The sequence below is a fragment of the Streptomyces sp. NPDC049040 genome (genome assembly GCF_043197715.1).
Classification (GTDB): Bacteria; Actinomycetota; Actinomycetes; order Streptomycetales; family Streptomycetaceae; genus Actinacidiphila.
Map to the genome: position 1 here is coordinate 669,358 of NZ_JBICTO010000001.1, position 24,336 is coordinate 693,693.

The window sequence follows — 24,336 nt, forward strand, 5'->3', positions numbered from 1 at the left end:
GCCCCCTGCCACCACCAGGAGCGCCACCAGTGCCATCGGAAGTGCGACCAGAACCACGTCCTGACGTGCCGCACGACGGCGGGCAGAACGTGCCACCGGACGGGGAGCGGGACCGCGCGGCCGGCGGCGGGCCCGCACGGCGCGGACGGGTCGCGGGCGTCGTCAGCGTGGTCGGCGAGCTGCTGATCACCGCCGGCCTGGTCCTGGCCCTCTTCGTCGTCTACTCGCTGTGGTGGACCAACGTGCTGGCCGACCGCCACGAGGCCAAGGCCAGCAGCAAGGTGCGCCAGCAGTGGGCGGCAGGCCCGACCGATGCGCCCGCACGCGGCCTGGACACCAAGGACGGCATCGGCTTCCTGCACGTGCCGGCCATGGGCAAGAACTACGAGGTGCTGGTCGAGAAGGGCACCTCGACCAAGGTGCTCAACGAGGGCGTCGCCGGCTACTACACCGACCCCACCCCCGCGGCCATGCCGTGGGACTCGGTCGGGAACTTCACCCTCGCCGCCCACCGGGACGGCCACGGCGCGAAGTTCCACAACATCAACAAGATCCACGACGGTGACGCGGTGGTCTTCGAGTCCAAGGACACCTGGTACATCTACAAGGTCTACAAGGTCCTCGACCAGACCTCGAAGTACAACGTCGCGGTCACCGACCAGGTCCCCAAGGAGTCCGGCCGCACCAAGCCCGGCCGCTACATCACCCTGACGACCTGCACCCCGGTCTACACCTCGCGCTACCGCTACGTCGTGTGGGGCGAGCTGGTCCGCACCCAGAAGGTCGACGCGCAAAGGACGCCGCCGCCCGAACTTCGCTAGTCCGGACGGCGGCGTCCCCTGCTGGTGTGCCCCGGCCCCAGGGCCGGGGCCTGCCCGGCGGCCCTAGTGGCCGCCTCCCTGCGCGCCCGCGGTCTGCAACTGAATCTGCTGGCCCTGCGTCAGCGGGGTCCCCGGATTCGGGGTGCTGCCGGTGACCCAGGCGTTGCGGTCCTCGGGGCCGCCGTTGACCACGACGACGCTCAGGCCCAGGTTCATCGCGTTCAGCTGGTCCTGCACCTCGCCGAGCCGGTGGAATTGCACGTTGGGCATCGTCTGGCCCTGCGGCGGGTTCTGCGTCTGCGGCTGGCCGGTGGAGATGACCAGGTTGATCGACTCGTCCTTGGTCGCCTTGCTGCCACCGGGCGGGGTCTGGCTCATGACCGTGCCGGTCGGGGCGCTGCCGTCGGGCGAGGGCTGCTCCGTGGTGTGGACGTTGGTGAAGCCGTCCTGGGAGAGCCGGTCGAGGGCCGCCTGCTTGGTGTAGCCCTTGACGTCCGTGACCTCGATCTGCTCGGGCTCGACGGCGACCTTGAGGGTGATCACGGTGTTCTTGGGCTGCTTGGTGCCGGCCGCCGGGCTCTGGCTCAGGACGGTGTCCGCGTCCTTGGTGGTGGAGACCTGGTCCACCCGCTTCACGGTGAACCCGGCGCTGGTCAGCTCCTGCTGTGCCGCGTCGTAGGTGTCGTTCTTCACATCCGGCACCGGGATCGGTGCGGCGCCCTTCGACAGGAAGACGGTGACCGTCTTGTCGGACGGGAGAGCGGTGTCGGGCTCAGGGGTCTGCTTGCAGATCAGGTCCTTGTCGACGCCCTCGCAGAACTGCGGCGCGCCCTTGACCAGGGTGAGGTCGATGTTCTTCGCCGTCGTCTGCGCCTCGTCGTACGACTTGCTGAGGAAGTTGGGCACCTTGTCGTCGGATGTCGCGTTGCCCCCGCCGAAGATCGACTTGCCCAGGAAGATCGCACCGATCAGCACCAGGATGCCGGCGACGACCAGCAGCACGGTGGACGTGTTGCCGCCCTTCTTCTGCCGGCGGCGGTCGGGACGGTCGTCGTAGCCGTAGCCGCCGTCGTCCTCGCGGGACGGCGGCAGCATCGAGGTGCGCGGGTCGGCCTGCGGGGGCAGGGCAGTGGTGGGAGAGCTGTCCCCGTAGCCGTGCGGGTAGCCGTAGCCGACCGCGCCCATCGCGACGGCCGCGGCGACCGGCTGGCCGTCGAGGGCCGCCTCGATGTCGGCGCGCATCTCGTCTGCCGACTGGTAGCGGTAGTCGGGGTCCTTGGTCAGCGCCTTCAGGACGATCGCGTCCATCGCAGGGGTGACCTCGGGGTCGAAGACCGACGGCGGCTGCGGATCCTCGCGTACGTGCTGGTAGGCCACCGCGACCGGGGAGTCGCCCACGAAGGGCGGGCGTACGGTCAGCAGCTCGTAGAGCAGGCAGCCGGTGGAGTACAGGTCGGAGCGGGCGTCGACCTGCTCGCCCTTGGCCTGCTCGGGCGACAGGTACTGGGCGGTGCCGATGACGGCCGCGGTCTGCGTCATCGTCATGCCGGAGTCGCCCATCGCGCGGGCGATGCCGAAGTCCATGACCTTGACCTGGCCCGTGCGGGTCAGCATCACGTTGGCTGGCTTGATGTCGCGGTGGACGATGCCCGCCCGGTGGCTGTACTCCAGCGCCTGGAGGATGCCGACGGTCATCTCCATCGCCCGCTCGGGCAGCAGCTTGCGCCCGGAGTGAAGCAGCTCACGCAGGGTGGATCCGTCGACGTACTCCATCACGATGTACGGGATCGAGATGCCGTCGACGTAGTCCTCGCCGGTGTCGTAGACAGCGACGATCGAGGGGTGGTTGAGCGAGGCGGCCGACTGGGCCTCCCGGCGGAAGCGGGCCTGGAAGGACGGATCGCGGGCAAGATCCACCCGCAGCGTCTTCACAGCGACGGTACGGCCGAGGCGGGTGTCATGCGCGAGATACACCTCGGCCATGCCGCCGCGGCCGAGCACCGAGCCCAGCTCGTACCGGCCGCCGAGGCGACGCGGCTCTTCCATAGCTCTGCCCTCTCCTCAAACCCGTATCTTGACGTTCTTGACGTTCACGACCCGAATTCCGTTAACCCATGCCCTGCGCCTGCTCCGAGCTACGGTACCGGGCCGGGTCGGCCCATCCGTGCCCCAGCCGCCCGCCGATACCCGACCGGTATGTGGACGGGGGCCGCGGCGCGCGTGAGGTTCGTCTCGTAGGGCAGCCGCGCGCCGGCCGCGCCCGCACGTCACCGGTCACTTGTTCAGGACCGCTTCCATGACGCTCTTGGCGATCGGCGCGGCCAGCCCGCCGCCGCTGATGTCGTCCCGGTTGGCCGCGCCGTCCTCGACGACGACGGCCACCGCGACCGGCGATCCCTGGTCGGTCATGGCGTAGGAGACGAACCAGGCGTAGGGGGCCTTGTCGTTGTTGATGCCGTGCTGGGCGGTGCCGGTCTTGCCGCCGACCTTGACCCCGGGGATCCTGGCGTTCTTGCCGGTGCCCTCCGTGACCACGGTCTCCATCATCGACTGGAGCTTCTGCGCGTTCTCAGGCGACAGCGGCTTGCTGAGCTCGGAGGGATCGGTCTGCGAGATGGTGCTCAGGTTGGGCGCCACCAGCTTCTCGACCTCGTAGGGCTTCATCAGCACCCCGTTGTTGGCGATGGCCGAGGCGACCATGGCCATCTGCAGCGGGGTGGCCGCGGTGTCGAACTGGCCGATCGAGGACTGGGCGACCTGGTCGGGGCTCATCTTGGTGTCGAAGTTGCTCGCGTCGGCGCGGACCGGGATGAACTGCTTCTGGTTGAAGCCGAACTTCTCGGCCTCGTCCACCATGCCCTTGAGCCCGATGGTCGCGCCGAGCTTGCCGAAGACGGTGTTGCAGGACTGCCGCAGCGCGTCGCGCAGGGTGGCGTCCTTGCACTTGATGTTGCCCTCGTTGACCAGCTTCGCCGAGGTGGTGCCCGGCAGCGGGTACGGGTCGGGCGACGTGGTCTTGTCGTCGATGTCGGTCACCTGGCCGGACTCCAGCGCTGCCGCGGCCGTGACCAGCTTGAAGGTCGAGCCCGGCGGGTAGGTCGCGCGCAGCGCCCGGTTCAGCGACGGGTCGTCGGGGTCGTTCTTCTTGTCCAGCGCGACCCAGTTCTTCTCGTCGTTGCTGCCGGCGATGCCGGACGGGTCGTACGAGGGGGTGCTCGCCATGGCGAGGACCGCGCCGGTGCGCGGGTCGAGCGCGACGACCGCGCCCTTCTTGTCGCCGAGCCCGTTGAAGGCCGCCTTCTGCGCCTTGGCGTTCAGCGTGGTCACCACGTTGCCGCCCTGCCGCTGCTTGCCGGTGAGCAGGTCGATCGTGCGGTTGAAGAACAGCCGGTCGTCGTCGCCGGTGAGGAAGCTGTCGTCGACGCCCTCGAGCATCGTGGTGCCGTAGACCTGCGAGGCGTAGCCGGTCACCGGTGCCCACATCGGGCCGTCGGTGTAGGTGCGCTTGTACTTGAAGTCGCTGCCGTCGGTCTCGGTGTGACCGGTGACGGCCTTGCCGTCGACGATGATGTTGCCGCGCGGCTGCGCGTACTGGTTGATGGCGACCCTGCGGTTGTGCGGGTCCTTGTTGAGCTGGTCGGCCTGGACGAACTGCACGTAGTTGACGCGCACCAGCAGGGCGAGGACGAGGAGACCGCAGAAGACCGCGACCCGTCGTAGCGGCTTGTTCACTGAGTACGCACCACCTGGGTCGCTTCGGCGTCGGGAGAGGGAGCGGGGCTTGGCGCCGGCCGCCGCGCGGTGTCGCTGATCCGCATCAGGATCGCGACCAGGGCCCAGTTGGCGATCACCGAGGAACCACCCTGGGCCAGGAACGGCATGGTCATACCGGTCAGCGGGATGAGGCCCGTCACACCGCCGGCCACCACGAAGACCTGGAGCGCGAAGGCGCCGGAAAGGCCGATGGCCAGCAGCTTGCCGAAGGGGTCGCGGGCGGCGAGAGCGGTGCGTATACCCCGCTCGATCAGCAGCCCGTACAGCAGCAGGACGGCCATCAGGCCCGCGAGGCCCAGCTCCTCGCCGACGGTGGCGAGGATGTAGTCGCTCTTCGCGCCGATGCCGCCGATGAGCCGGGAGTAGCCCTGGCCGAGGCCGGAGCCGAACAGGCCGCCTGAGCCGAAGGCGTAGCGCACCTGGGCGGTCTCGGTGACCGCGTCGTTCTGCAGCGCCAGCGGGTGCAGCCAGTTGTGGACCCGGTCCTTGACGTGCGCCTCGAAGGTCGACACGAAGACCGCGCCGCCCGCGCTGAGCAGCAGGCCGAAGACGATCCAGCTGGTCCGCTCCGTGGCCACGTAGAGCATGATCACGAAGAGGCCGAAGAACAGCAGCGAGGTGCCGAGGTCGGTCTCGAAGACCAGGATCAGCAGGCTGACGCCCCAGATCACCAGGATCGGGCCGAGGTCGCGGCCGCGCGGCAGGTACAGGCCCATGAAGCGGCGGCTCGCCAGGGCCAGGGCGTCCCGCTTGACCATCAGGTAGCCGGAGAAGAAGACCGTGATGACGATCTTGGCGAACTCGGCCGGCTGGATCGAGCCGATACCCGGCAGCGTCACCCAGATCTTCGCGCCGTTGACACCCGGGAAGAAGATCGGGGCGATCAGCAGGCCGAGCGCGACGATCATCGAGATGTACGTGTAGCGCTGGAGGATGCGGTGGTCCTTGAGGAAGACCAGCACACCGGCGAACAGCATCACGCCCAGGGCCGACCACATCAGCTGCTTGGGGGCCATCGCGCCGCCCAGCTGCGCCGTGGTGATGGCCGGCTCCTGGTCGAGCCGCCAGAGCAGCACCAGGCCGAGCCCGTTGAGCAGGGTGGCGATCGGCAGCATCAGCGGGTCGGCGTAGGGGGCGAACTTGCGCACCAGCAGGTGGGCAGCCGTCGCCAGCAGGCCGAGCCCCGCACCGTATTCGAGCAGCCCTGCCGGAACCGAGCCGTTCTTGGCCAGGCCGACGTTCGCGTACGCGAAGACCGGGATGGCGACGGCGAAGACGAGCAGCGCGAGCTCGGTGTTCCGGCGGTTGGGAGCGCCGATCGACGTGATGGTGGTGGTGTTGCTGGCGCTCATGACGAGCCGACCCCTCCTGGTGTTACGGCTGGCCCGAGGTGCAGTTCGGGGCCAGCTTCTGCTCGTCCGGCGTCAGTGCCGGCGTCGGGGCGGTGGTCGGGGTGGTGCTGGTCGGAGCGGTCTTCTTCGGGGTGCTGCCGACCGGGGTGCTGGCCGCACCGCCGGTGGCGGGCAGCTGCTCCTTGGCCTTCTTCGCCGCGGCGGCGGCCGCGTCGGCTGCCGTCTTGGCGTCGATGACCTTCTTGCACACCGACGCCTGCCGGGCCAGCTCGTCGGCCTTGTCGTTGGCCTGGCCGAGGCTGCTGAGCGCGATGGTGTTCTGCACCTGGTCGCGCTGGTACGACGGCAGGTACTTGAGTTCGATGTCGGAGCGGTCCTTGTGCACCTTCGACAGGCTGATCCAGGCCAGCTTCTGGTCGATGCCCTGGTAGACGGCGACGTGGTTGTCCTTGGCGCCGACGTAGTACTGCGTCTGCGTCCAGTAGTACGCCCCGTACAGGCCGCCGCTGACCACCGCGAGGACGGCGACGCAGACCAGCGTCCGCTTGACCCACCTGCGGTTCTTGCCCGGCTTGTCGAGGTCGGCGTCGTCATGGCTGCCGAAGCTGCCCAGCGGTGCGCCCGCGGCGCCAGGGACCGGCTCCCCGCTGCCGGGCGGCCCGAAGGAGCCGGCAGGACCGGCCTGCTGCGGCGGCGGGGTGCGGCCCAGCTCGGCCGCGCGGCCGGCCGGGGTCTGCAGATGGCGCGCGTCGCTCAGCGGCAGCTGGGTGTCGGCGACCGCGCCGACCACCACGGGGGTGTCGTTGAGCTGGGCGGCGAGCGTGTCGCCGTCGTCGGTGTCGAGCACGTCGGCGACGATGCAGGTGATGTTGTCTGGGCCGCCGCCGCGCAGCGCGAGCTGGATCAGCTCCTGCACCGTCTCGTGCGGCGCCTGGTAGCCGGCCAGCGTGTCTTCCAGGGTCTGGTGGCTGACAACACCGGACAGGCCGTCGGAGCAGATCAGGTAGCGGTCGCCGACCCGGACCTCGCGGATGGACAGGTCGGGCTCGACCCGCTCGCCACTGCCCAGCGCGCGCATCAGCAGGGAGCGCTGCGGGTGGGTGGTGGCCTCCTCCTCGGTGATCCGGCCCTCGTCCACCAGCCGCTGCACCCAGGTGTGGTCCTGGGTGATCTGGGTGAGGACGCCGTCGCGCAGCAGATACGCGCGGGAGTCGCCGACATGCACAAGGCCAAGGCGCTGACCGGTCCACAGCAAGGCGGTCAGGGTGGTGCCCATGCCCTCGAGCTGCGGATCCTCCTGGACCATCTGGAGGAGCTGGTCGTTGGCGCGCTGAACGGCGGTACCCAGCGACGTCAGGATGTCGGAACCGGGAATGTCGTCGTCAAGCGTGACAATGGTCGAGATCACCTCGGACGAGGCCACCTCGCCGGCGGCCTGGCCGCCCATGCCGTCGGCGATCGCGAGCAGACGCGGACCGGCGTAGCCGGAGTCCTCGTTCCCCTCGCGGATCATGCCCTTGTGCGAACCGGCGGCGAAACGCAGGCTCAGAGACATGCGCACCTCCCCCGTCGGCTCCGGGTACATCCGCACGCTGCCCACCCTCTCGCTTGCGCGTCGTGGCTCCGCTCGCCCATTGTGCGACTACTTCCGCAGCTCGATGACGGTCTTGCCGATGCGGATCGGCGCACCCAGCGGGACCGGGGTCGGCGTGGTCAGCCTGTTCCGGTCGAGATAGGTGCCGTTCGTGGATCCCAGGTCCTCGACGATCCACTGGCCGTCGCGGTCCGGGTAGATCCTGGCATGCCTGCTGGACGCGTAGTCGTCATCGAGGACAATCGTCGAGTCGTGCGCCCGGCCCAGCGTGATGGTCTGGCCCTGGAGCGCCACCGTGGTCCCCGCCAACGACCCCTCGGAGACCACCAGTTTGGTGGGGGCCCCGCGCCGCTGGCGGTTGTTCTGCGCGGGCTGCTGGGCACGCCTGTCCTGCGCAGCGGCCTGCTGGCGCTGCTGCGGGGGGCGGGTCCCGGTGTCACCACGGCGCGCGGCGCGCTGGGTCACCCGGGTCCCGAAGAGGTCGCTGCGGATGACCTGCACCGCGACGATCACGAACAGCCACAGAACGGCGAGGAAACCCAACCGCATGACCGTCAGGGTCAGCTCTGACATTTGCCCCGCTTCACCCTTCGGCTTGCCGATAGACGATGGTCGTGCTCCCCACGACAATGCGGGAGCCGTCGCGGAGCGTAGCGCGCTGGGTGTGCTGCCCGTCCACCACAATGCCGTTTGTCGATCCGAGGTCCTGCACCAGGGGGGGTGTGCCGACCCGGATCTCGCAGTGTTTGCGTGATACGCCCGGGTCGTCCACCCGGACATCCGCCTCGGTGGAGCGGCCGAGGACCAGGGAGCCCCTGGTGATCTGGTGCCGGGTGCCGTTGATCTCGATCCACGCACGGGTGCCGGGCCCCGCACCTGTGCCGGGCAGCCGGGTCACCGGCGCCGGCGGCCGCCCGCCCGCGGGCGGCGGCGTGCCGGGCATCGGCGGCGGGGCCGAGGGGCGCTGCTGCGATCCGGCGGGAGGGAAGGGGGCGCGCGGTGCCTGCTGGTAGCCCTGCGGCGCCTGCGCCTGCTGCCCGTACGGGGGCTGCGGGGGGCGCTGCGAGGGCTGCCCGTGCTGCGGTCCCTGCTGCTGTCCTTGCGGGAACTGGGGCTGCTGGGACTCGCTGGAGGCGAGAGTGCGGCTGCGCACCCGGTACAGGCCGGTGTCGAGGTCGGCCGCACGCTCCAGGTGCACCTTGATGGTGCCCATGAAGGTGTAGCGCTGCTGCTTGGCGTAGTCGCGGACCATCCCGGCCAGCTCATCGCCCAGCTGCACCGCGTACGGGCTCAGCCGCTCGAAGTCCGGGGTGCTCAGCTCCACGATGAAGTCGTTCGGCACCACCGTGCGGTCCCGGTTCCAGATCGTGGCGTTGTTGTCGCACTCGCGCTGCAGCGCGCCCGCGATCTCGACGGGTTGCACCTCGCTCTTGAACACCTTGGCGAAGGTGCCGTTCACCATGCCTTCCAGCCGCTGCTCAAAGCGCTTCAGTACTCCCACGGGGCACCTCCCTCCTCGGGACTTCCTCCGAGTCGAATCCGATACTGCTTACTGATCGTATCCACGCTCGGGAAAAACCTCCGGTTCCCCGATCGCCCTGGACAGGCCAGTGTCAACCCTCACACCGGCCGCGCACGCCTCCCCTTGTCCACTGCGATGGTAGATGCGGCCCTGTGCCCAGTGTTCCCAGTGTCGCGCACCCCAAGGCACACCCGCGCCGACTCCCCGTATCGAGTTTCCCCGCCGCCCCCGCACCGCCCGCGCCGGTGTCCCGCCCGGGTCGCGCCCAGGCCAAACAGATGTGATTCCACCCCGCGCCCCGTGCTAATCTTCTGCATGTCGGAAGGCACCCCCACCTCCCCGGATCGAACGGTCCGCCGGATGTGGGAGAATCGGACGACAGCACCCATGCGCGGGTGGCGGAATAGGCAGACGCGCTGGATTCAGGTTCCAGTGCCCGAAAGGGCGTGGGGGTTCAACTCCCCCCTCGCGCACAAAGAGGTACCGAAACGGGCCTCCGGAAGTGACGAAAGTCGCTGACGGAGGTCCGTTTTGCGTTGCGTGACGCCTTTGCCACGGGGCGTGGTCGTGGTCGTGGTCCACCGGTTCGCCGGTCCACCCGTCCCGTGATTCTCGGTTGCCGGTTGCCGGTGCCGTTCGGTCGCGGGCGGGCTCATCTCGACACCGAACGGCCCGAATTACCTGAATTCGCCGGTCAACTCGACGCGGCCCAGGGCGGCCTGCCGGCTCCCGTCGCCGCGCTGGCCGGTGCGTGGATCGTCAACTGCCGGGCGGGGTCGGCCGACGGTCGGGTGGCGGCCCAACGGGAGGGTCCTGCCCTCGGATTCACCGTGCGTGCGCCGCGTACGAATTCACCGCACAGCGCGTGTGATCGGTTCGCCGACTGGCATTCGATGCGCCGCCCGAGAGGTCATGTCCCCCTGGGGGTGGGCCGATACGCGGAACCCGCTCGTGCCGAGGCCCTGGGGTTACTACTGTTAGCATTCATACACTCACGGTAGGTAACAGACCTCCGTACGTCCACTGAAGGACCGAAGACAATATGCGCAAGCTCCAGCAACTGGCCGTCGTCACCTTGGCAGTCGGCGCTCTTTCTGCCATCAGCGCGGGCGTCAGTTTCGCGGACACGCAGGCGGCCCCCGCTCCCCCGCAGGGGCAGTCGCAGACCCCGCAGGGGACGCAGATCTCGCCTGACGTGTCGCCGACGGTCACCCTTCCGCAGGCTCCCCCCATCGGGTCGGTGCTGCAGGGCGCCCCGCAGGCGGCTCCGCAGGAGCAGAACAACCTCTTCCGCCCGTACCAGGAGTGCAGCCCGCAGACCGTGCTGGAGGCCAACCTCCCGATCTCCATCCTGGGTCAGTCCGAGACCAAGGGCGACACCTGCACCCAGGTCAACCACGCCTTCAACAACTAGGCGGAGACCGGCAGGCCGAGTCACCTCACGCCCCCCAGGAGAGTGATCTCCTGGGGGGCTTAATGCTCTCGTGTTGGGCTGATCGGGTCATTTCAGGTGGTGGGCCGAAATTGGCCCTGAACTGGCAACTTCCCTTGTGGCGCCTGGAGTTGGCGGCCCCCCGTCGGTCGAATGGTCCCTTCCTACCGGGTGAAGAGCCCGCGCGCCGCAGAGCGCCGCATGGTCTGCCTTGAGTACATTTAGCCCCGCCTGGGACGCTCTGTCGCAGATGTGTGTGATTCATCAATCGGAGGAAGAAATGCGCAAGATCCAGAAGGTCGCCCTCGTGGCTGCCATGCTCGGCAGCATCGGCTTCATCGGCGCGGGCACCGCCTTCGCCGGAGAGCACGGTGGCGACTCCTTCCAGGTGTCGCAGAGCACGCAGTGCAAGTCGCACGACCTGAACGTCGACGTTCTGGGCGAGGTCGGCATCCTCAACGGCCTGCTGGGCAACGCGCTCAACGGCGAGGGCAACCCGGGCGCCCAGGCCACCAGCCTCGGCTCGACCATGGGCTGCAACAACAGCGCCTTCTGAGCGCTGACAGTCGGCTGACCTTCGGGGACGCATAGGCGGCGGGCTGCTTCACCGCGGCCTGCCGTCTTTCATGCGTCCGGCCCTCCCGGCGGCACCGCCCGAGTGCGTGGGCGAGACCGCCGGACACGCGGCAGCCGATCGGAGTGGTGGCGGACGGGGTCACCCCCGCAGGCCACCCGATCCGGGTCCTGCGAAGAGCCGGACGCACGCGCCCTCGCGCGCCATCTGCACCTGTACGAACTTCAGTCCCCGGATGACCCGCAAGGGTCACGCGCCGGGGCTGTCGCACACCCTCACTCCATCAGCGAAGGAAAAGAAAATGCGCAAGTTCTACCAGGCCGCCGCCGTGGCCGCCATGCTCGGCAGCATCGGCTTCATCGGCATGGGCACCGCTTCCGCCAGCGACGGTGGCCGCGACTTCGTCGTGTCCCAGAGCGCCAAGTGCGTCTCGCACGACCTGAACCTCGACGTCCTCGGCGAGGTCGGTGTCCTCAACGGTGCGCTGGGCAACGCGCTCAACGGTGAGGGCAACCCGGGCGCCCAGGCCACCAGCCTCGGCTCGTCCATGGGTTGTAGCAACAGCGCCTTCTGAGCGAGTCCGTCCGAGCAGTTCTGAGATGGGTCCCGGCATCCATGCGACAGCCTGGCGCCGGGGCCCGTCCTCATTGAATCCGTCGGGTCCCAGCCCGGCCCTGACCGCGAAAGAGCGGCACATGTTCACCAAGAAGAAGATCGCAACCGTCTCACTGCTCCTGGGCGGCCTGTCCGCAGTGGGCGTGGGCATCGGCCACGCCTCCGCGGCGGGCCCCTCCGGCAACTGCACCCGCGACGCCCAGGGGAACACCACCTGCGTCTCCACGAGCGAGCAGACGTACGTCACCAAGGACGGCCGCTACCACGTGCAGCAGAGCCAGGAATGCACCACCTCCTCGCGCGAGGAGACGGACACGCCGCAGAGCGCGGTCGGGCAGCCGGGCACCACGCAGATCGGCGCCTCGGTGGGCTGCTCCAACACCGCGCCGGCGCCCGAAGGCTTCGTGGCGCCTGAAATCTCGCGCTGAGCCGAGTGGCCAGACTGTTCAGCCCGGACCACATAGGTGATCCGGGCGGACGCGCGGGGGCGCCCGGATCCGGTCGGGTGGACCCGGAGGGCCGGGCACGGGATCCGGTGTGCGGCGCCGGCACATCACTCCGGGTCGGCGCCGCCTCGCCCGTGGCCGGTCACGGGGGGAGTCACGGCCGGACGGTCGTGCCCACCCATTCGATCGGATTGGTGTACGGCAGGTCGGTGAGCGGCTGGTGGTCGCAGAACCTGTTGACCAAGTCGCAGAACTCCTCGGTCCGTTCGACCGGCGCGAGGTGGTCGGCGTACTTGATGGTGGTGAACGCCGCGGCCGGGAGCGAGACGGCCACCTCGCGGCCCATGGCGGGCGTGCAGAGCGTGTCGTGCTCACCGGTGCAGACCAGGGAGGGCACGGCGGGTACCGGCTCGTCCCGATACCAATCGTGGCTCATCAGGCGGGTGTTGTGCTCCACCGACTTCAGGATGTCGTCCTCGGACTGCGCCATGAACTGTCCGTAGAGCAGCCGTGAGACCGCCTGGTGCTTGTAGACCAGGCCGGTGCCGGGCGGCGACATGAACCGCTGGACGAGCTCGGAGGCGATCTGCGCACGGTCGCCCTGCTCGAGCATGCGCGCCCAGCGCGGGACCGCGGTGGCGTAGTCGTCGGGGATGACCTTGGTCATCCCGACCAGGCCCAACTTGGCCACGTACGCGGGGTGGTGCTGGGCGAAGCGCAGGGCGATGGCCCCGCCGAAGCAGCTGCCCACCAGATTGACCCGCTCCATGGCCAGCTCCCCGAGCATGTGGCGCACGTTGGCGGCGAGGAAATCCAGGCCGTGGACCGCGGGGAGGAAGTCCGCGTCACCGTAGCCCGGCAGGTCCACGGTGACCACCGTGGAGTGCTCGGCCAGCCACTTCTGGTGCCGCAGCCACGCGTAGCGGTTCTGGGAGGAGCCGCCCAGCAGGACCAGCGGCTCGGTCCGCGGACTGTCCTGGTGCACGATGCGGCAGTGGTACGCGAAGCCCTCGAAGGTGAATCTCCGCTCTTCCACTCGCGCTTCGGCCGGTGACCTCTGGTCGGGACAGGACGCCAACACCCTTGTGTCCTGTGCTGTGTTGATGTCAGAGCGCATAAGTGTCTCCGCGTGCGCGAGAGGGCTGGGTAGAGTGCCATAATCCTCCCTTTAGGCGGATATGGTGTCCAAGTCTGCTCTTGGTGGCGTGTCGGAGCCCTCTTCTCCGCGATGAGGGGCATGGGCGGCGGGTCAGGCCAGGCGGGCGCGCACGCGGTCGGGGTAGCGGGCGGTGAACAGGGCGGGGATCGCGAAGCCCGCCACCTGCAGCGCGATCGACACGGCGTCGCCGAGGTGGGCGGCGCTCGCGCCGGCCAGCAGGGCGGCTGTGACGGTGAAGGCGGCGGCCCACACCCGGGTGAGGACGACGTTGATCCGCAGGAAGGCGGGGTTGTCCCACAGCTCCGCCGGGGTCCGGCGGCGGGCTATCCCCAGGGTGAAGGGGCGGGCGACGGCCAGGCCCGCCCATGCGGTCACGGCGAGCCAGCCCATGGACAGCGCGCCCGTGTAGTGCCGCACGGGGCTGCCGGTGTCGGCGAAGGCGAAGGCAGTCAGCGCGGCGAACCAGACGACCGTGCTGTGCTCGAGTATCAGCGAGTCGGCGGCGACGCCCGCCCTGCGGTCCTGCACCACCAGTCGCAGGCCGAGCAGCAGGCCGGCCAGCGCGCCCCACTGCCAGCCGACCGACGACACCGCGGCGAAGGCGATCCAGGGGATGAAGCCGCGCAGGTAGTTCATGGGAGTCCCTCCGTAGGCCCGGGATTCCCCGGCCGTCGATGTATTCCAACTCTGACATGTCGAGAGTGGAAGGTCAAGGATTGACCTGTCAAGAGTGGAAGGTACGATGGTATGCATGAGTCTTCGCCACGCGGTTCTCGGGCTGCTCGCCGATCGCACGGCCAGCGGCTACGACCTGATGAAGCTGTTCGACAGTTCACTCGCCAATGTCTGGCCAGCCACCCAGAGCCAGGTCTACGGGGAGCTGGGGAAGCTGGCCGGGGCCGGTCTGCTGGAGGTGTCAGCCGAGGGCCCGCGCGGCCGCAAGGAGTACGCGATCACCAAGCGCGGTCTCGACGAGCTGCGCAGCTGGCTGATCGACACCGAGCCGGAGCGCACCCGGCGCAGCGAGACCCTGCTGAGGGTCTTCTTCCTCGGCGTCCTCACCCCTGTGGAGTCGGTGACCTATCTCAGTGTCGAAGCGGCCCGCGCCGCCGACGAGCACGCCGAGCTCGAGCGGCTGGACGCCCAGGTGGACTGGGGGGACGACGCCTTGTCGGTCTACGGGCGGCTGGCCCTGGAATACGGCCTGCGGCTGACCGCCATGCAGGAGGAATGGGCGAAGTGGGCGCGGGATCAGGTCTCCGAACTCACCTGACGCCTGTGGTGGCCGATGTGAAGGGTGGCAGCCGTACGGGAACAGGGGCAGGCTGGTGTCCGTTGGAGTCATTGGGCAAAGGAATCGTCAAGTGGCGCGGCCCGCGCCGGATTGAGCAGGGAGATCCACCATGGGTGTCAGCCTCTCCAAGGGCGGCAATGTCTCACTGACGAAGGAGGCCCCCGGATTGACGGCGGTCACCGTCGGCCTGGGCTGGGACGTCCGCACCACGACCGGCACGGACTTCGACCTGGACGCGAGTGCGCTGCTGCTCGACGCCACGGGCAAGGTCGTCTCGGACAAGCACTTCGTTTTCTTCAACAACCTCAAGAGCCCCGACGGCTCGGTCGAGCACACCGGTGACAACCTCACCGGTGAGGGCGAGGGCGACGACGAGGCCATCAAGGTCAACCTCGCCGGGGTGCCCGTCGAGGTGGACAAGATCGTCTTCCCGGTCTCCATCTACGACGGTGAGAACCGCCAGCAGAGCTTCGGCCAGGTGCGCAACGCGTTCATCCGGGTGGTCAACCAGGCGGGCAACGCCGAGATCGCCCGCTACGACCTGACCGAGGACGCCTCGACGGAGACCGCGATGGTCTTCGGCGAGCTGTACCGCAACGGGGCGGAGTGGAAATTCCGCGCCGTCGGCCAGGGGTACGCCTCGGGGCTGCGCGGCATCGCGCAGGACTTCGGCGTCAACCTCTGACGTCAGGCCCGCGTCCGTGGGTCCCCGCTCGTCGTCGCCTCGGCGGCGGGCGGGGATCAGGGCTGGGCTCGCACGGGTGGCTTGTACCGTCCGGCGGCGTCCCGCGGGGGCTCGGCGGCTTCCGAGGCCGGGCTCAGGGGTGGGTGGCCGCGTCCGCGTTGTAGCGGACCAGGTAGCCGGCGAAGCGTTCCAGGTCCTCCGGGTCCCAGGCGGCCAGTCGCACCTGGACGGCCTCTTGGCGGCTTGCGCGTGCGGTGGCCAGGACCTCGATCCCGCGCGGCGCGAGATGCAGCACCTGCACCCGGTGGTCCGCTTCGTCCACCCTGCGCTCGATGAAGCCGTGCTTCTCCAGCGCAGCCACCTGCCTGCTGACGGTGGACTTGTCCAGCAGGTAGTGCGCGGCCAGATCCGTCGCCCGGCAGCCCTGCCGCTCTTCCAGGTGTGACAGGATCGTGTAGGCCACGAGCGACAGTTCGGGGTGCATGCGGGCGGCGGTGGCCCGCGCGCGCCGGGCGAACGCGGTCAGCTCCCGCTGGACGACGTCAAGCGAGGACGGCTCCCGTGCGCTCATGGCTGCGGCTCCTCACACCGGTTCTTCGGCCGCCCTGGTGGGCAGGCCACCTGCGGAAAAACGCTGTGTTGTAGAGTGCAACGATATCAGCCGGGCAGTGGAAGTTCGAACCACACCACCTTGCCGACCGCCTGGCGGCTCGTCCCCCATCGCCGCGACATGTGCGACACCAGCGCGAGCCCGCGCCCGCGGACGTCGTCGGCATCCGCGCGCTGCAACTGGGGCAGGTTGTGGTTGTCGTCGCTGACCTCCACCAGCAACTTGCCGACCCGCATCAGTCGAAGCCCCACCTCGTAGGACGCGGCCCTGATCGCATTGGTGACCAGCTCGCTGACCAGCAGCTCCGCGGTGTCGCTCAGCCGGCCGAGGCCCCAGGCGCCGAGCTGGCGCCGGGTCAGGTCGCGGGCTCGTGCCACCTCGCAGTCGTCCACGCGCAGCCGCCACTGCACCACGTCCTGCGGCGCGATGCCGTCGAAGCGCGCGACGAGCAGCGCCACGTCGTCACGCCGGTCCTCGGAGTGCACCCGGCCCAGGATCTGCGCGCACACGTCCTCGGGGGTCTGCTGGGGCTCGATCACATGGGCGCACAGGGCAGCGAGTCCGGCGTCTATGCCCTGGCCTCGTACCTCCACCAGGCCGTCCGTGCACAGCACCAGCCAGCTTCCGTCCGGCGCCGGGATCTCCACTGTCTCGAACGGCACCCCGCCGACGCCGATCGGTGCGCCACCGGGAATCTGCAGCAGCTCCCCCCGCCCGTCGTGCCCGGCCAGGACGGGCGGGATGTGGCCGGCGTTGGCGAGCGTCAGGGTGCGGTGGATGGGGTCGTAGACGGCGTAGACGCAGGTGGCGAGGTGGTCGGTGCCGAGCCGCTGGGCCAGGTTGTCGAGATGCCGCAGCAGTTGGGCGGGCGGCAGGTCGAGCGCGGCCATGGTGATCACCGAGGTGCGGAACTGGCTCATCACGGCCGCGGCCTGGAGCCCGTGGCCCATCACGTCGCCGACGATCAGCGCGACCCTGCCGCCCGGCAGTTGGATGGCGTCGAACCAGTCGCCGCCGACCTGCGCCTGCCGGTCCCCCGGCATGTAGTGGTGCGCGATACGCACCCCCGGGATGCGCGGCGGCCGGGTCGGCATCATCGAGCGCTGCAGGGTGGCCGCGGCGCGGGACTCCAGCCGGTGCAGCCGCGCGTTGTCCAGATGGACCGCGCCGCGGGCGGCGACCTCGGCCGCGGTGGCGGCATCTCGGGCGTCGAAGGGGCGGCGGCCCGGGCCGCGCACGAAGCAGACCCGGCCGAGTACGGTGCCGCGCGCGGTGAGCGGCGCGAGTATCAGCGACTGACCGGCCAGCAGCCGGCCGAGCGCGGGCACCCCCAGGTCCGCGGCGATGTCAGGGGCCAGCGCGGGGTCGACGACCGGCACCAGGACCGGGTCGCCGAGCCGCGGTGTCATGTCGTGCGCGGGCAGCGTCAGCAGTTCGCCCTCGGGCAGCGCGGACTCCCAGCCGTCGGCCGGGCCGGACCGGTAGGCGATCGCGATCCGGCGCACCAGGACCGTGTCGGCCGTCCGGTCGTCCTTGGGCGGCTCGGTGTCGGAGAACAGCTGGTCCACGACGAGCACGGTGGCCAGGTCCGCGAACCGCGGCACGGTGACCGCGCACAGCTCGCGCGCGGTCGTGTGCAGGTCGAGGGTCGAGCCGACCACAGAGCCGGTCTCGCGCAGCAGCGACAGCTGCTCGTCCAGCGCGCTGCCCGGCAGCGGGCTGCGGGAGCCCCGGGCGGCGGAGGGCGCGGGGTGACCGAGCCCCGGATCGGGGTCCGAGGCGGGACCAGGACCGGGCTCAGGACCGGGCTCGGCCCGGTCCCGGAACGCTGTGGCGGCGGGGTGGGGCGGGGTGTGGGGCGTGAAGGTGCCTGCGGGTCCCGGGGCCGGGACGGCGGTCAAGGACGATGCGCTTGAACGATCGCCACTGTGGGTAGTCAATTCATTGCGGGGAGTGATATTCTCTGGGTGGGAGACAGGGCCGGCAGCGGGGCCCGTACCGGAGTCGGGACCGGGGCGGGCGGCGGCTTGCGGGCGGTGGTCTGCGGCGGGGCCCGGGCGGGGGCCGGGCAGCAGTTCCCTGCGTGCGGAGCGGTCGGCGCGGGCCGCGGCGGCGACCTGGGCGTAGTCCTGCGGGGTGACGGGGAGCCGGACGCTGCCCTCGACCTCGAGCGCCGGGTGGCCGAGCGGGGCGATCTGCCGCACGATGCGGTCCAGCCTTCCCGGGCTGACCCCGGGGAGTACGGTGCCGAGCCTCGCGGTCAGCGCATGGCCCTGCGCCGGATCGGGGGCGGGGCACAGCACAGCGGCGATCGCGATGTCCTGGCGCTGGGGTCCTTCCGCGATGTAGGGCAGCAGCCGGCCGCCCACCGCGATCCGCAGGCTCCCGGTGCGCAGCGGGCGGGCGTGCGCGGCGATCGCGAGCAGGCTGCGGCCGCCGGGCTCGGCGATCCGGTACGTCCACCACAGCACGTCCTTGACCGTGCCGTCCCGGTCGGTGGCCGCAAGGGGTCCGGCCCAGGCGGAGGTGGTGAGTTCGTCGAGGACGTCGAGGGTGTCCTGGTGCGCGGTGCCCGAGGCGGTGGGCATCGCGCCCGCGGCGGCACGGGTCGGGGTGAGCAGACCAGAGGCGCGGTGGCCGAAGACGTGCTCCCAGCGGTGGCCGAACAGCTCCTCCGCGCCGCGGTTCCAGTACGAGATCCGGCCGTCGGGATCCACGCACAGCACCGCGAGGCGCAGCAGCACGGTCATGCCGGCGGCGTCGACGGTGCCGCCGCCGGCGGGCGGGCTGCCGAACGGGGCGGTCGGCAGGCGCCGCCCGGGGGCGTCGGGACGGCTGCTGCCGGCTAACCGGGCGCGGTGCGGCGGCTCGACCTCCGGCACCGGCATGAGCACGCCGTGTGCCTGCTCATCGCGCCGTTCTTCCGTGGCGGGAAGCTCCGTGTGATCATCTGCGTCGGTGGCTGCGGGATGCCGGGTGATGTCGTCCAACGTCGTGCACCTGCGGTTCGCCGCTGAGTAGGGTCCTGGCTTCAAGGCAAGCACGAATAAGTCCGCGGGGGCGACCGAATAGCCGGATTAACCCCCGCAGTGGGGTACATGACGGGATGTCCGCTGACGCGGGCGATGGGGACAGGGGAGACACCGGTGCACGCACGAGTGCCGCAGGTGGCGGGATTCGCCCGCTGGCCGCACGAGCGGTCGGCCAAGCAGACGGGGAAGGCACTGCGCGAACGGGTGCCACGGGCGCTGTTCGGCCGCCCGGAGGTATGGACCTGGCAGGACAGGGGCCGGGACGGCGCCGCGCCGGGGGCGGCAGCCGCGGTCACGGCCGTGGAGGAGTCCAACGCGGGCCGGATACCCGATCTCGTGCCGCTGCGGGTCGGGCGGATGGCGGCGGGCCCCTTCGCCTTCCTGCGCGGTTCTGCCGGCCTGATGGCCGCCGACCTGGCCGACCGCCCGGTGACCGGCATCCCGGCCCAGATATGCGGTGACGCGCACGCCGCGAACTTCGGCCTCTACGGCGACGCGCGCGGCGGCCTGGTCATGGACATCAACGACTTCGACGAGACCGTACGCGGCCCCTGGGAGTGGGACCTGCTGCGGTTCGCCGCCTCGCTGGTGCTGGCCGGGCGGGAGGCGGGCGCGGCCGAGGACGTCTGCCGGGCGGCGGCGTACGACGCGGTGGGCGCCTACCGGCGGACCACGCGGCTGCTGGCGAAGCTTCCGGTGCACGAGGCCTGGAACGCCATCGCCGACGAGCAGCTGGTCGCGCACGCGGACGCCCGCGACCTGGCCGGGACGCTGGACCAGGTGTCGGCGAAGGCCAGGCGCAACACCAGCGCGAAGTTCGCCGCGCGCTCCACCGAGTCGATCGAGGGCGGGGCACGGCGCTTCACCGACGCGCCGCCGGTGCTGCGGCGGATCCCGGACGCGGAGGCCGCCGCGGTGGCGGGCGCGCTCGACGGCTACCTCCGCACCGTCGGCGACGACCGGCTGCCGCTGCTGGCGCGCTACGCCGTGCATGACGTCGCCTTCCGGGTGGTCGGCACCGGCAGCGTGGGCACCAGGTCGTATGTGGTGCTGCTGCTCGACCACCTGGGCGAGCCGCTGGTGCTCCAGGTGAAGGAGGCCCGCGCGTCGGCGCTGCTGCCCTACGTCGCCAAGGCCGGTTTCGCCGCGGAGCCGGTGGAGCACGAGGGGCGCCGGGTGGTGCTGGGCCAGAAGCGGATGCAGGTGGTCAGCGACATCCTGCTCGGCTGGACCGAGGTGGACGGATTGCCCTACCAGGTGCGGCAGTTCAGGAACCGCAAGGGGAGCGTGGACCCGGCGACCCTGCCGTCCGGGCTGCTCGACGACTACGGCCGGATGACGGGCGCACTGCTGGCCCGGGCCCACGCGCACAGCGCGGACCCGCGGCTGGTGGCGGCCTACTGCGGCAAGAACGAGGAGCTGGACGAGGCCGTGGCCGCCTTCGCAGCGGCCTACGCCGACAGGACCGAGGCCGACCACGCCGACCTGCTGGCGGCGATACGGGCCGGGCGGCTGCCCGCGGACTTCGAGGGCCGACCGGCGCCGGTGCCCGCCCCGACGCCGGTTGCCACGGTCCCCGGGGCGCCCGGGGCCCCGGCCACGCCGGCGCCGGGGTCGCCGGTACCGGCCTGACCGGCGGCCGTCCGTTCGGCCGGGATGGGCGCTTTGCTGCCCCGGCCGGGCAGGGCTCGCCCGGGGCGGGTCGAGGAGGCGGGGCGGCGGTGGCTGTGACCCGGGCCGGCCTGCGCGGCGCCGGCCCGCCGTGCGGGCGTACAGGGCCTGGTGCGGCCCGGCGCTCCGCGCGATCACCCGGACAGGGCCTAGGCTGTCCGGGTGACGAACACCTTCGGAACCGAGTCCGCAGCCGCGTCCGCCGCTGCGGCGCCCGCGCCCGGTTCGCAGGAGCGGCTGGCGAAGGCGGTACGGGCGGCCGAGCAGGCGCTGATCGAGTTCGAGATCGCCGTGGAGACCTTCCGGGTCGAGGTGGAGAACTTCTCCCGGCTGCACCACCAGCGGCTCGGCCCGATGTACGCGCGGCTGGACGAGCTGGACGCGCTGGTCGCCGAGGCCGTCGCGGCGCACAGCGGCGACCGGGCGGACATCGAGCGGGCCTGGGAGGCCCGCGCCCTGGTCATGCCCATGCCCGGGGTGGAGGAGCTCTTCGGCGGGCTGCTGGGTTCCGACGGGGTACGCCCGGTGGAGGACCCGAACCCGCCGCGCCGGGTCAGGCCGGGCAAGGAGGCCCAGCGGCTCTACCGCGAGCTGGTCCGCAAGGCCCACCCCGACCTCGCCCAGGACGACGACGAGAAGGAGCGCCGCAGCGCCTTCATCGCCCGGGTGAACGAGGCCTACGCCTACGCGGACGAGGACACCCTGCGCGCCCTGGCCGCGGAGTGGGAGGCAGGGCCGGTGCCGCTGGCCGACCTGCCCGGCGAGGCCGAGGTGCTCTACGCCCGTCTCGAGTGGCTGGCCGAGCGCAAGGAGATGCTCTCTGCCGTGGCCGCGGAGCTGGACGAGAGCGCGATCGGGCAGATGATGCGGCTCGCCCCCGACGACCCGGACGCGCTGCTCAACGAGATCGCCGAGCAGCTGCTCACCCAGGTCGCCCAGCGCGAGGCGCGGCTCGCCGAACTGGTCAGGGACGCCTCGGACGGCTGAGGTAGTTTTGCCGGGACCCATGCGAGCGGCGCATGCGCGCCGCGAGCGAGCGGTATCGGCGATGCGCCGACCGCGTTCCCCGTGTCCCAGGAGGCCGCGCCCGATGTTCCGTTCCCAGCTGCCCTCGGTGGACGCCACCGCCGTACCGGCCGACGCCGTCCTGCTCGACGTCCGCGAGAACGACGAGTGGGCGGCCGGACACGCGGATGGCGCGCTGCACATCCCGATGGGCGAGGTCGTCGCACGGCTCGACGAGGTGCCCGAGGGCGCCCGGGTCCACGTGGTCTGCCGGGTCGGCGGCCGGTCCGCGCAGGTCACCCAGTATCTGATCGGCCAGGGCAGGGACGCGGTCAACGTCAGCGGCGGCATGCTCGACTGGGAGGCCGCAGGCCGACCGGTCGTCACCGGCGAAGGAGCCGACGGCTTCGTCCTGTGACCCCGGCGGCGGGCCCGCGGCCCCGCCGTCCTGCACCTCTTTCCTCCCGCCCGTCGCCGGCAGCCGGTGCCCCCGGGCCCGGCGGCCCGTCGCGGGGCCGTCGCACCATTCCGCTACCGGTGGATGACTCGGTATGGTCACCGCCGGACCCCGGCGTCGTTAGCGTGCCGCCCGACAGGCGTGCCCGGCGCGGAGAGCGGAGAGACGATGCAGTCAGAGCAGGGGGAGCCGCCCCAGGTGGCGGGATTGTCGCTGCCCGCCCGAATAGCGGTGGCCGTGACCGTGGGTGTGGTCGCCGTGGGCGCGCTCTTCCATCTCGGCATGGTTTTCCTGCACGTCGCGCCCTCGAACACGCTCAGCAAACAGCACGCCTCGGCGGTCGGGGACTACGTGTATCCCGAGTTCGAGCAGAACTGGAAGCTCTTCGCGCCCGACCCGGTGCAGCAGAACAACCACGTGCAGGCCCGCGCGGAGGTCCGCAAGCCCGACGGCAGCACGGAGACCACCGGCTGGGTGGACATGACGGCGATCGACGTGGCGGACATGCGGCACAACCCGCTGCCCAGCCACACCCAGCAGAACGAGCTGCGCCGCGCCTGGGGCTACTACACCGACACGCACAACGACCAGAACCAGCCGACCTCGGGCACCGGCAGCGACATGAGCAGCGCGTTGCTGGAGAACATCCTGGCCAAGCGCCTCGGCCACACGCTCAACGGCGGCACGGTCGTCCGCATCCAGGCCAGGACCGCCATCACCATGGTCGCCAGGCCGACCTGGAGCGGTGAGTCGGTCGACACGACCACCACATTCCGCGAGCTGCCCTGGTGGACCGTCACCAGCGCGCCGGCAGGGCAGGAGAAGGCCTCGTGAGCGTCCCCCGCACCCCGGCAGCGCACGCCGAGGACCCCGCCGGCACCCCGTCGCCCTTCGCCGGGCTCGGCGCCTCGATCGACCGCGGCATCGCACGCGGCCTGGCCAGGGTCACCGGCGGTGCCCTCGGCCCGTACCAGGCCGCGATCGTGCGGATCGGCTTCGCGGCGACCTGGCTGCTCTTCCTGCTGCGGGAGTGGCCGAACCGCTCCGAGCTCTACGGCCCGGACAGCCCGTGGACCTTCGACCTGGCCAAGCGCCTGGTCGCCGGCAACCACGCCTTCACCGCGCTGCTGTGGAGCGACAGCCGCGGCTGGTTCGAGCTGGTCTACGCGGTGGCGATCGTCAGCAGCGCCATGCTGCTGGTGGGCTGGCGCACCAGGACCGCGTCGGTGCTCTTCATGATCGGGGTGCTGTCGCTCCAGAACCGCAGCGTCTTCATGGGCGACGGCGGCGACAACGTCATCCATCTGATGGCCATCTACCTGGTCTTCACCCGCTGCGGGCAGGTCTGGTCGCTCGACCGCCGCAGGGCGCTGCGGGCCGCGGCCGCGTCGGAGGCGGCGGGCGCCGAGGTCGACGCCGAGGTCGACGCCGTGGCCGGGAGCGAGGCGGCCGAGTCCGTCGCGGGCGGCAAGGCCGCGGCCGGGAGGCTGTGGAACGACCCGGTGGGGATCGCGCTGTGGGCGCTGCTGGGCGCCGCCTTGGTGATGGCCACCGCGGCGGGCAAGCTCAGCACCGAGTGGGAGGTGGCCCTGTGGGCGGGGCTGCTGCTCCAGGCGCTGTGGTGGGCCGTCCGCCGTTACGCGCCCGGCGAGCCGCGCACCGTGCTGGACATCATGGCCAACGTGATCCACAACGGCGCCATGCTGGTGATCGTCGTGGAGGTCTGCCTGATCTACTCCACGGCCGGCTGGTACAAGATCCAGGGCAGCCGCTGGGAGGACGGCACCGCGCTCTACTATCCGCTGCACCTGGACGACTTCACCCCCTGGCCCGGCCTGTCGCACGCCCTGGCGGGCAACTCGCTGATGGTCATGCTGATCACCTACGGCACGGTCATGGTGCAGGTCGCCTTCCCCTTCACCCTCTTCAACCGCCGGGTGAAGAACGTGCTGCTGGCGGCGATGATGCTCGAGCACGCGTCGATCGCGGTGGTGCTGGGCCTGCCCTTCTTCTCGCTGGCGATGATCGCCGCCGACGCCGTCTTCCTGCCGACCGGTTTCCTGCGCTGGCTGGGTGAGCGGATCAGCCGGCCGCTGCGGGAGCGCGGGACGCGGGCGGGGGCCGCGGCCATTCCCGGGCAGCGCCCGGAAACGGCAGCGGGGGACGAGGACACCGGGCAGCCCGCGGCCGGTTCGCCGAGCGCCGAAGCCGTTTCCTGACCTGACCTGACCTGACCTGACCTTGACCCGACCCGCCCGGCCAGGACGGTGGCGGGCCGGCCGGGCGGGCGGTG

The 24,336-nt window shown here is 70.8% G+C and carries 22 protein-coding genes and 1 tRNA gene; 13 read left to right on the top strand and 10 right to left on the bottom strand.

The window, feature by feature from the left end; translation table 11 throughout:
* Positions 1-89 precede the first annotated feature (89 nt).
* Entirely contained in the window at positions 90-821 is a 732-nt protein-coding gene (locus ACGFMP_RS03075; protein ID WP_393670312.1) for a class E sortase, read from the top strand.
* A gap of 63 nt (positions 822-884) precedes the next feature.
* Here ACGFMP_RS03075 and pknB read toward each other — a convergent pair whose 3' ends face one another.
* The 6 genes from pknB to ACGFMP_RS03105 all read right to left on the bottom strand — a co-directional run bounded on the left by pknB (position 885) and on the right by ACGFMP_RS03105 (position 9,042).
* Positions 885-2,867 carry a Stk1 family PASTA domain-containing Ser/Thr kinase gene (pknB, locus tag ACGFMP_RS03080; protein ID WP_393669882.1) on the bottom strand — a complete coding sequence of 661 codons (1,983 nt, stop codon included), beginning with the start codon at positions 2,865-2,867 and terminating at the stop codon, positions 885-887.
* A gap of 228 nt (positions 2,868-3,095) precedes the next feature.
* Positions 3,096-4,553, bottom strand: a complete 1,458-nt coding sequence (locus ACGFMP_RS03085; protein WP_393669883.1) for a peptidoglycan D,D-transpeptidase FtsI family protein — start codon at positions 4,551-4,553, stop codon at positions 3,096-3,098.
* Positions 4,550-5,947, bottom strand: a complete 1,398-nt coding sequence (locus ACGFMP_RS03090) for an FtsW/RodA/SpoVE family cell cycle protein (RefSeq protein WP_393669885.1) — start codon at positions 5,945-5,947, stop codon at positions 4,550-4,552. The genes ACGFMP_RS03085 and ACGFMP_RS03090 overlap by 4 nt, the downstream gene beginning before the upstream one ends.
* A 22-nt stretch (positions 5,948-5,969) precedes the next feature.
* Positions 5,970-7,532 (bottom strand): Stp1/IreP family PP2C-type Ser/Thr phosphatase, encoded by a 1,563-nt coding sequence (locus ACGFMP_RS03095; RefSeq protein WP_393670313.1) that lies wholly within the window; start codon positions 7,530-7,532, stop codon positions 5,970-5,972.
* Between the two features lie 57 nt (positions 7,533-7,589).
* The gene (locus tag ACGFMP_RS03100) at positions 7,590-8,114 is read right to left on the bottom strand and encodes an FHA domain-containing protein (protein WP_393669886.1); all 525 of its coding nucleotides are present in this window, start codon (positions 8,112-8,114) and stop codon (positions 7,590-7,592) included.
* 10 nt (positions 8,115-8,124) lie between these two features.
* Complete coding sequence (locus tag ACGFMP_RS03105) at positions 8,125-9,042, bottom strand: FhaA domain-containing protein (protein WP_393669888.1); 918 nt, start codon at positions 9,040-9,042, stop codon at positions 8,125-8,127.
* 410 nt (positions 9,043-9,452) lie between these two features.
* Between ACGFMP_RS03105 and ACGFMP_RS03110 the strand changes: the two genes are divergently transcribed.
* The 5 genes from ACGFMP_RS03110 to ACGFMP_RS03130 all read left to right on the top strand — a co-directional run bounded on the left by ACGFMP_RS03110 (position 9,453) and on the right by ACGFMP_RS03130 (position 12,112).
* Positions 9,453-9,536: transfer RNA gene (locus tag ACGFMP_RS03110), tRNA-Leu, on the top strand.
* A 569-nt stretch (positions 9,537-10,105) separates the two neighbouring features.
* The gene (locus tag ACGFMP_RS03115; RefSeq protein ID WP_393669889.1) at positions 10,106-10,477 is read left to right on the top strand and encodes a hypothetical protein; all 372 of its coding nucleotides are present in this window, start codon (positions 10,106-10,108) and stop codon (positions 10,475-10,477) included.
* Positions 10,478-10,775: 298 nt separating this feature from the next.
* Positions 10,776-11,051 (top strand): hypothetical protein, encoded by a 276-nt coding sequence (locus ACGFMP_RS03120; protein WP_393669890.1) that lies wholly within the window; start codon positions 10,776-10,778, stop codon positions 11,049-11,051.
* A gap of 319 nt (positions 11,052-11,370) precedes the next feature.
* Entirely contained in the window at positions 11,371-11,643 is a 273-nt protein-coding gene (locus tag ACGFMP_RS03125) for a hypothetical protein (RefSeq protein WP_393669892.1), read from the top strand.
* A 121-nt stretch (positions 11,644-11,764) separates the two neighbouring features.
* Complete coding sequence (locus tag ACGFMP_RS03130) at positions 11,765-12,112, top strand: hypothetical protein (RefSeq protein WP_393669893.1); 348 nt, start codon at positions 11,765-11,767, stop codon at positions 12,110-12,112.
* Between the two features lie 172 nt (positions 12,113-12,284).
* Here the strand turns inward: ACGFMP_RS03130 and ACGFMP_RS03135 are convergent, their stop codons facing one another.
* Complete coding sequence (locus ACGFMP_RS03135) at positions 12,285-13,166, bottom strand: alpha/beta fold hydrolase (protein ID WP_393669895.1); 882 nt, start codon at positions 13,164-13,166, stop codon at positions 12,285-12,287.
* Positions 13,167-13,379: 213 nt separating this feature from the next.
* A complete protein-coding gene (locus tag ACGFMP_RS03140; RefSeq protein WP_393669896.1) occupies positions 13,380-13,925 on the bottom strand; it encodes a hypothetical protein in 546 nt (181 codons plus the stop codon).
* Positions 13,926-14,040: 115 nt separating this feature from the next.
* Here ACGFMP_RS03140 and ACGFMP_RS03145 point away from each other — a divergent pair, with 115 nt between their 5' ends.
* Both ACGFMP_RS03145 and ACGFMP_RS03150 read left to right on the top strand, forming a co-directional pair.
* Positions 14,041-14,562, top strand: a complete 522-nt coding sequence (locus ACGFMP_RS03145) for a PadR family transcriptional regulator (protein WP_393669898.1) — start codon at positions 14,041-14,043, stop codon at positions 14,560-14,562.
* A 130-nt stretch (positions 14,563-14,692) separates the two neighbouring features.
* Positions 14,693-15,268, top strand: coding sequence for a TerD family protein (locus tag ACGFMP_RS03150; protein ID WP_393669899.1), 576 nt, complete (start codon positions 14,693-14,695; stop codon positions 15,266-15,268).
* Between the two features lie 133 nt (positions 15,269-15,401).
* Here ACGFMP_RS03150 and ACGFMP_RS03155 read toward each other — a convergent pair whose 3' ends face one another.
* Positions 15,402-15,839 (bottom strand): MarR family winged helix-turn-helix transcriptional regulator, encoded by a 438-nt coding sequence (locus tag ACGFMP_RS03155; RefSeq protein WP_393669900.1) that lies wholly within the window; start codon positions 15,837-15,839, stop codon positions 15,402-15,404.
* Between the two features lie 86 nt (positions 15,840-15,925).
* Positions 15,926-18,766: a SpoIIE family protein phosphatase gene (locus ACGFMP_RS03160; RefSeq protein ID WP_393669901.1), complete on the bottom strand. Its 2,841-nt coding sequence runs from the start codon at positions 18,764-18,766 to the stop codon at positions 15,926-15,928.
* A 210-nt stretch (positions 18,767-18,976) separates the two neighbouring features.
* On the opposite strand from ACGFMP_RS03160, the gene ACGFMP_RS03165 reads away from it, so the two are divergent.
* The 5 genes from ACGFMP_RS03165 to ACGFMP_RS03185 all read left to right on the top strand — a co-directional run bounded on the left by ACGFMP_RS03165 (position 18,977) and on the right by ACGFMP_RS03185 (position 24,262).
* Entirely contained in the window at positions 18,977-20,542 is a 1,566-nt protein-coding gene (locus ACGFMP_RS03165) for a DUF2252 domain-containing protein (protein ID WP_393669903.1), read from the top strand.
* Positions 20,543-20,743: 201 nt separating this feature from the next.
* Positions 20,744-21,568 (top strand): hypothetical protein, encoded by an 825-nt coding sequence (locus ACGFMP_RS03170; protein WP_393669905.1) that lies wholly within the window; start codon positions 20,744-20,746, stop codon positions 21,566-21,568.
* A gap of 103 nt (positions 21,569-21,671) precedes the next feature.
* On the top strand, positions 21,672-22,004 hold the full coding sequence (locus tag ACGFMP_RS03175; protein ID WP_393669907.1) for a rhodanese-like domain-containing protein: 333 nt from the start codon (positions 21,672-21,674) through the stop codon (positions 22,002-22,004).
* 207 nt (positions 22,005-22,211) lie between these two features.
* On the top strand, positions 22,212-22,877 hold the full coding sequence (locus ACGFMP_RS03180) for a DUF5819 family protein (protein ID WP_393669908.1): 666 nt from the start codon (positions 22,212-22,214) through the stop codon (positions 22,875-22,877).
* Positions 22,874-24,262, top strand: a complete 1,389-nt coding sequence (locus ACGFMP_RS03185; protein WP_393669910.1) for an HTTM domain-containing protein — start codon at positions 22,874-22,876, stop codon at positions 24,260-24,262. Before ACGFMP_RS03180 ends, ACGFMP_RS03185 begins: the two co-directional genes overlap by 4 nt.
* Positions 24,263-24,336 lie beyond the last annotated feature (74 nt).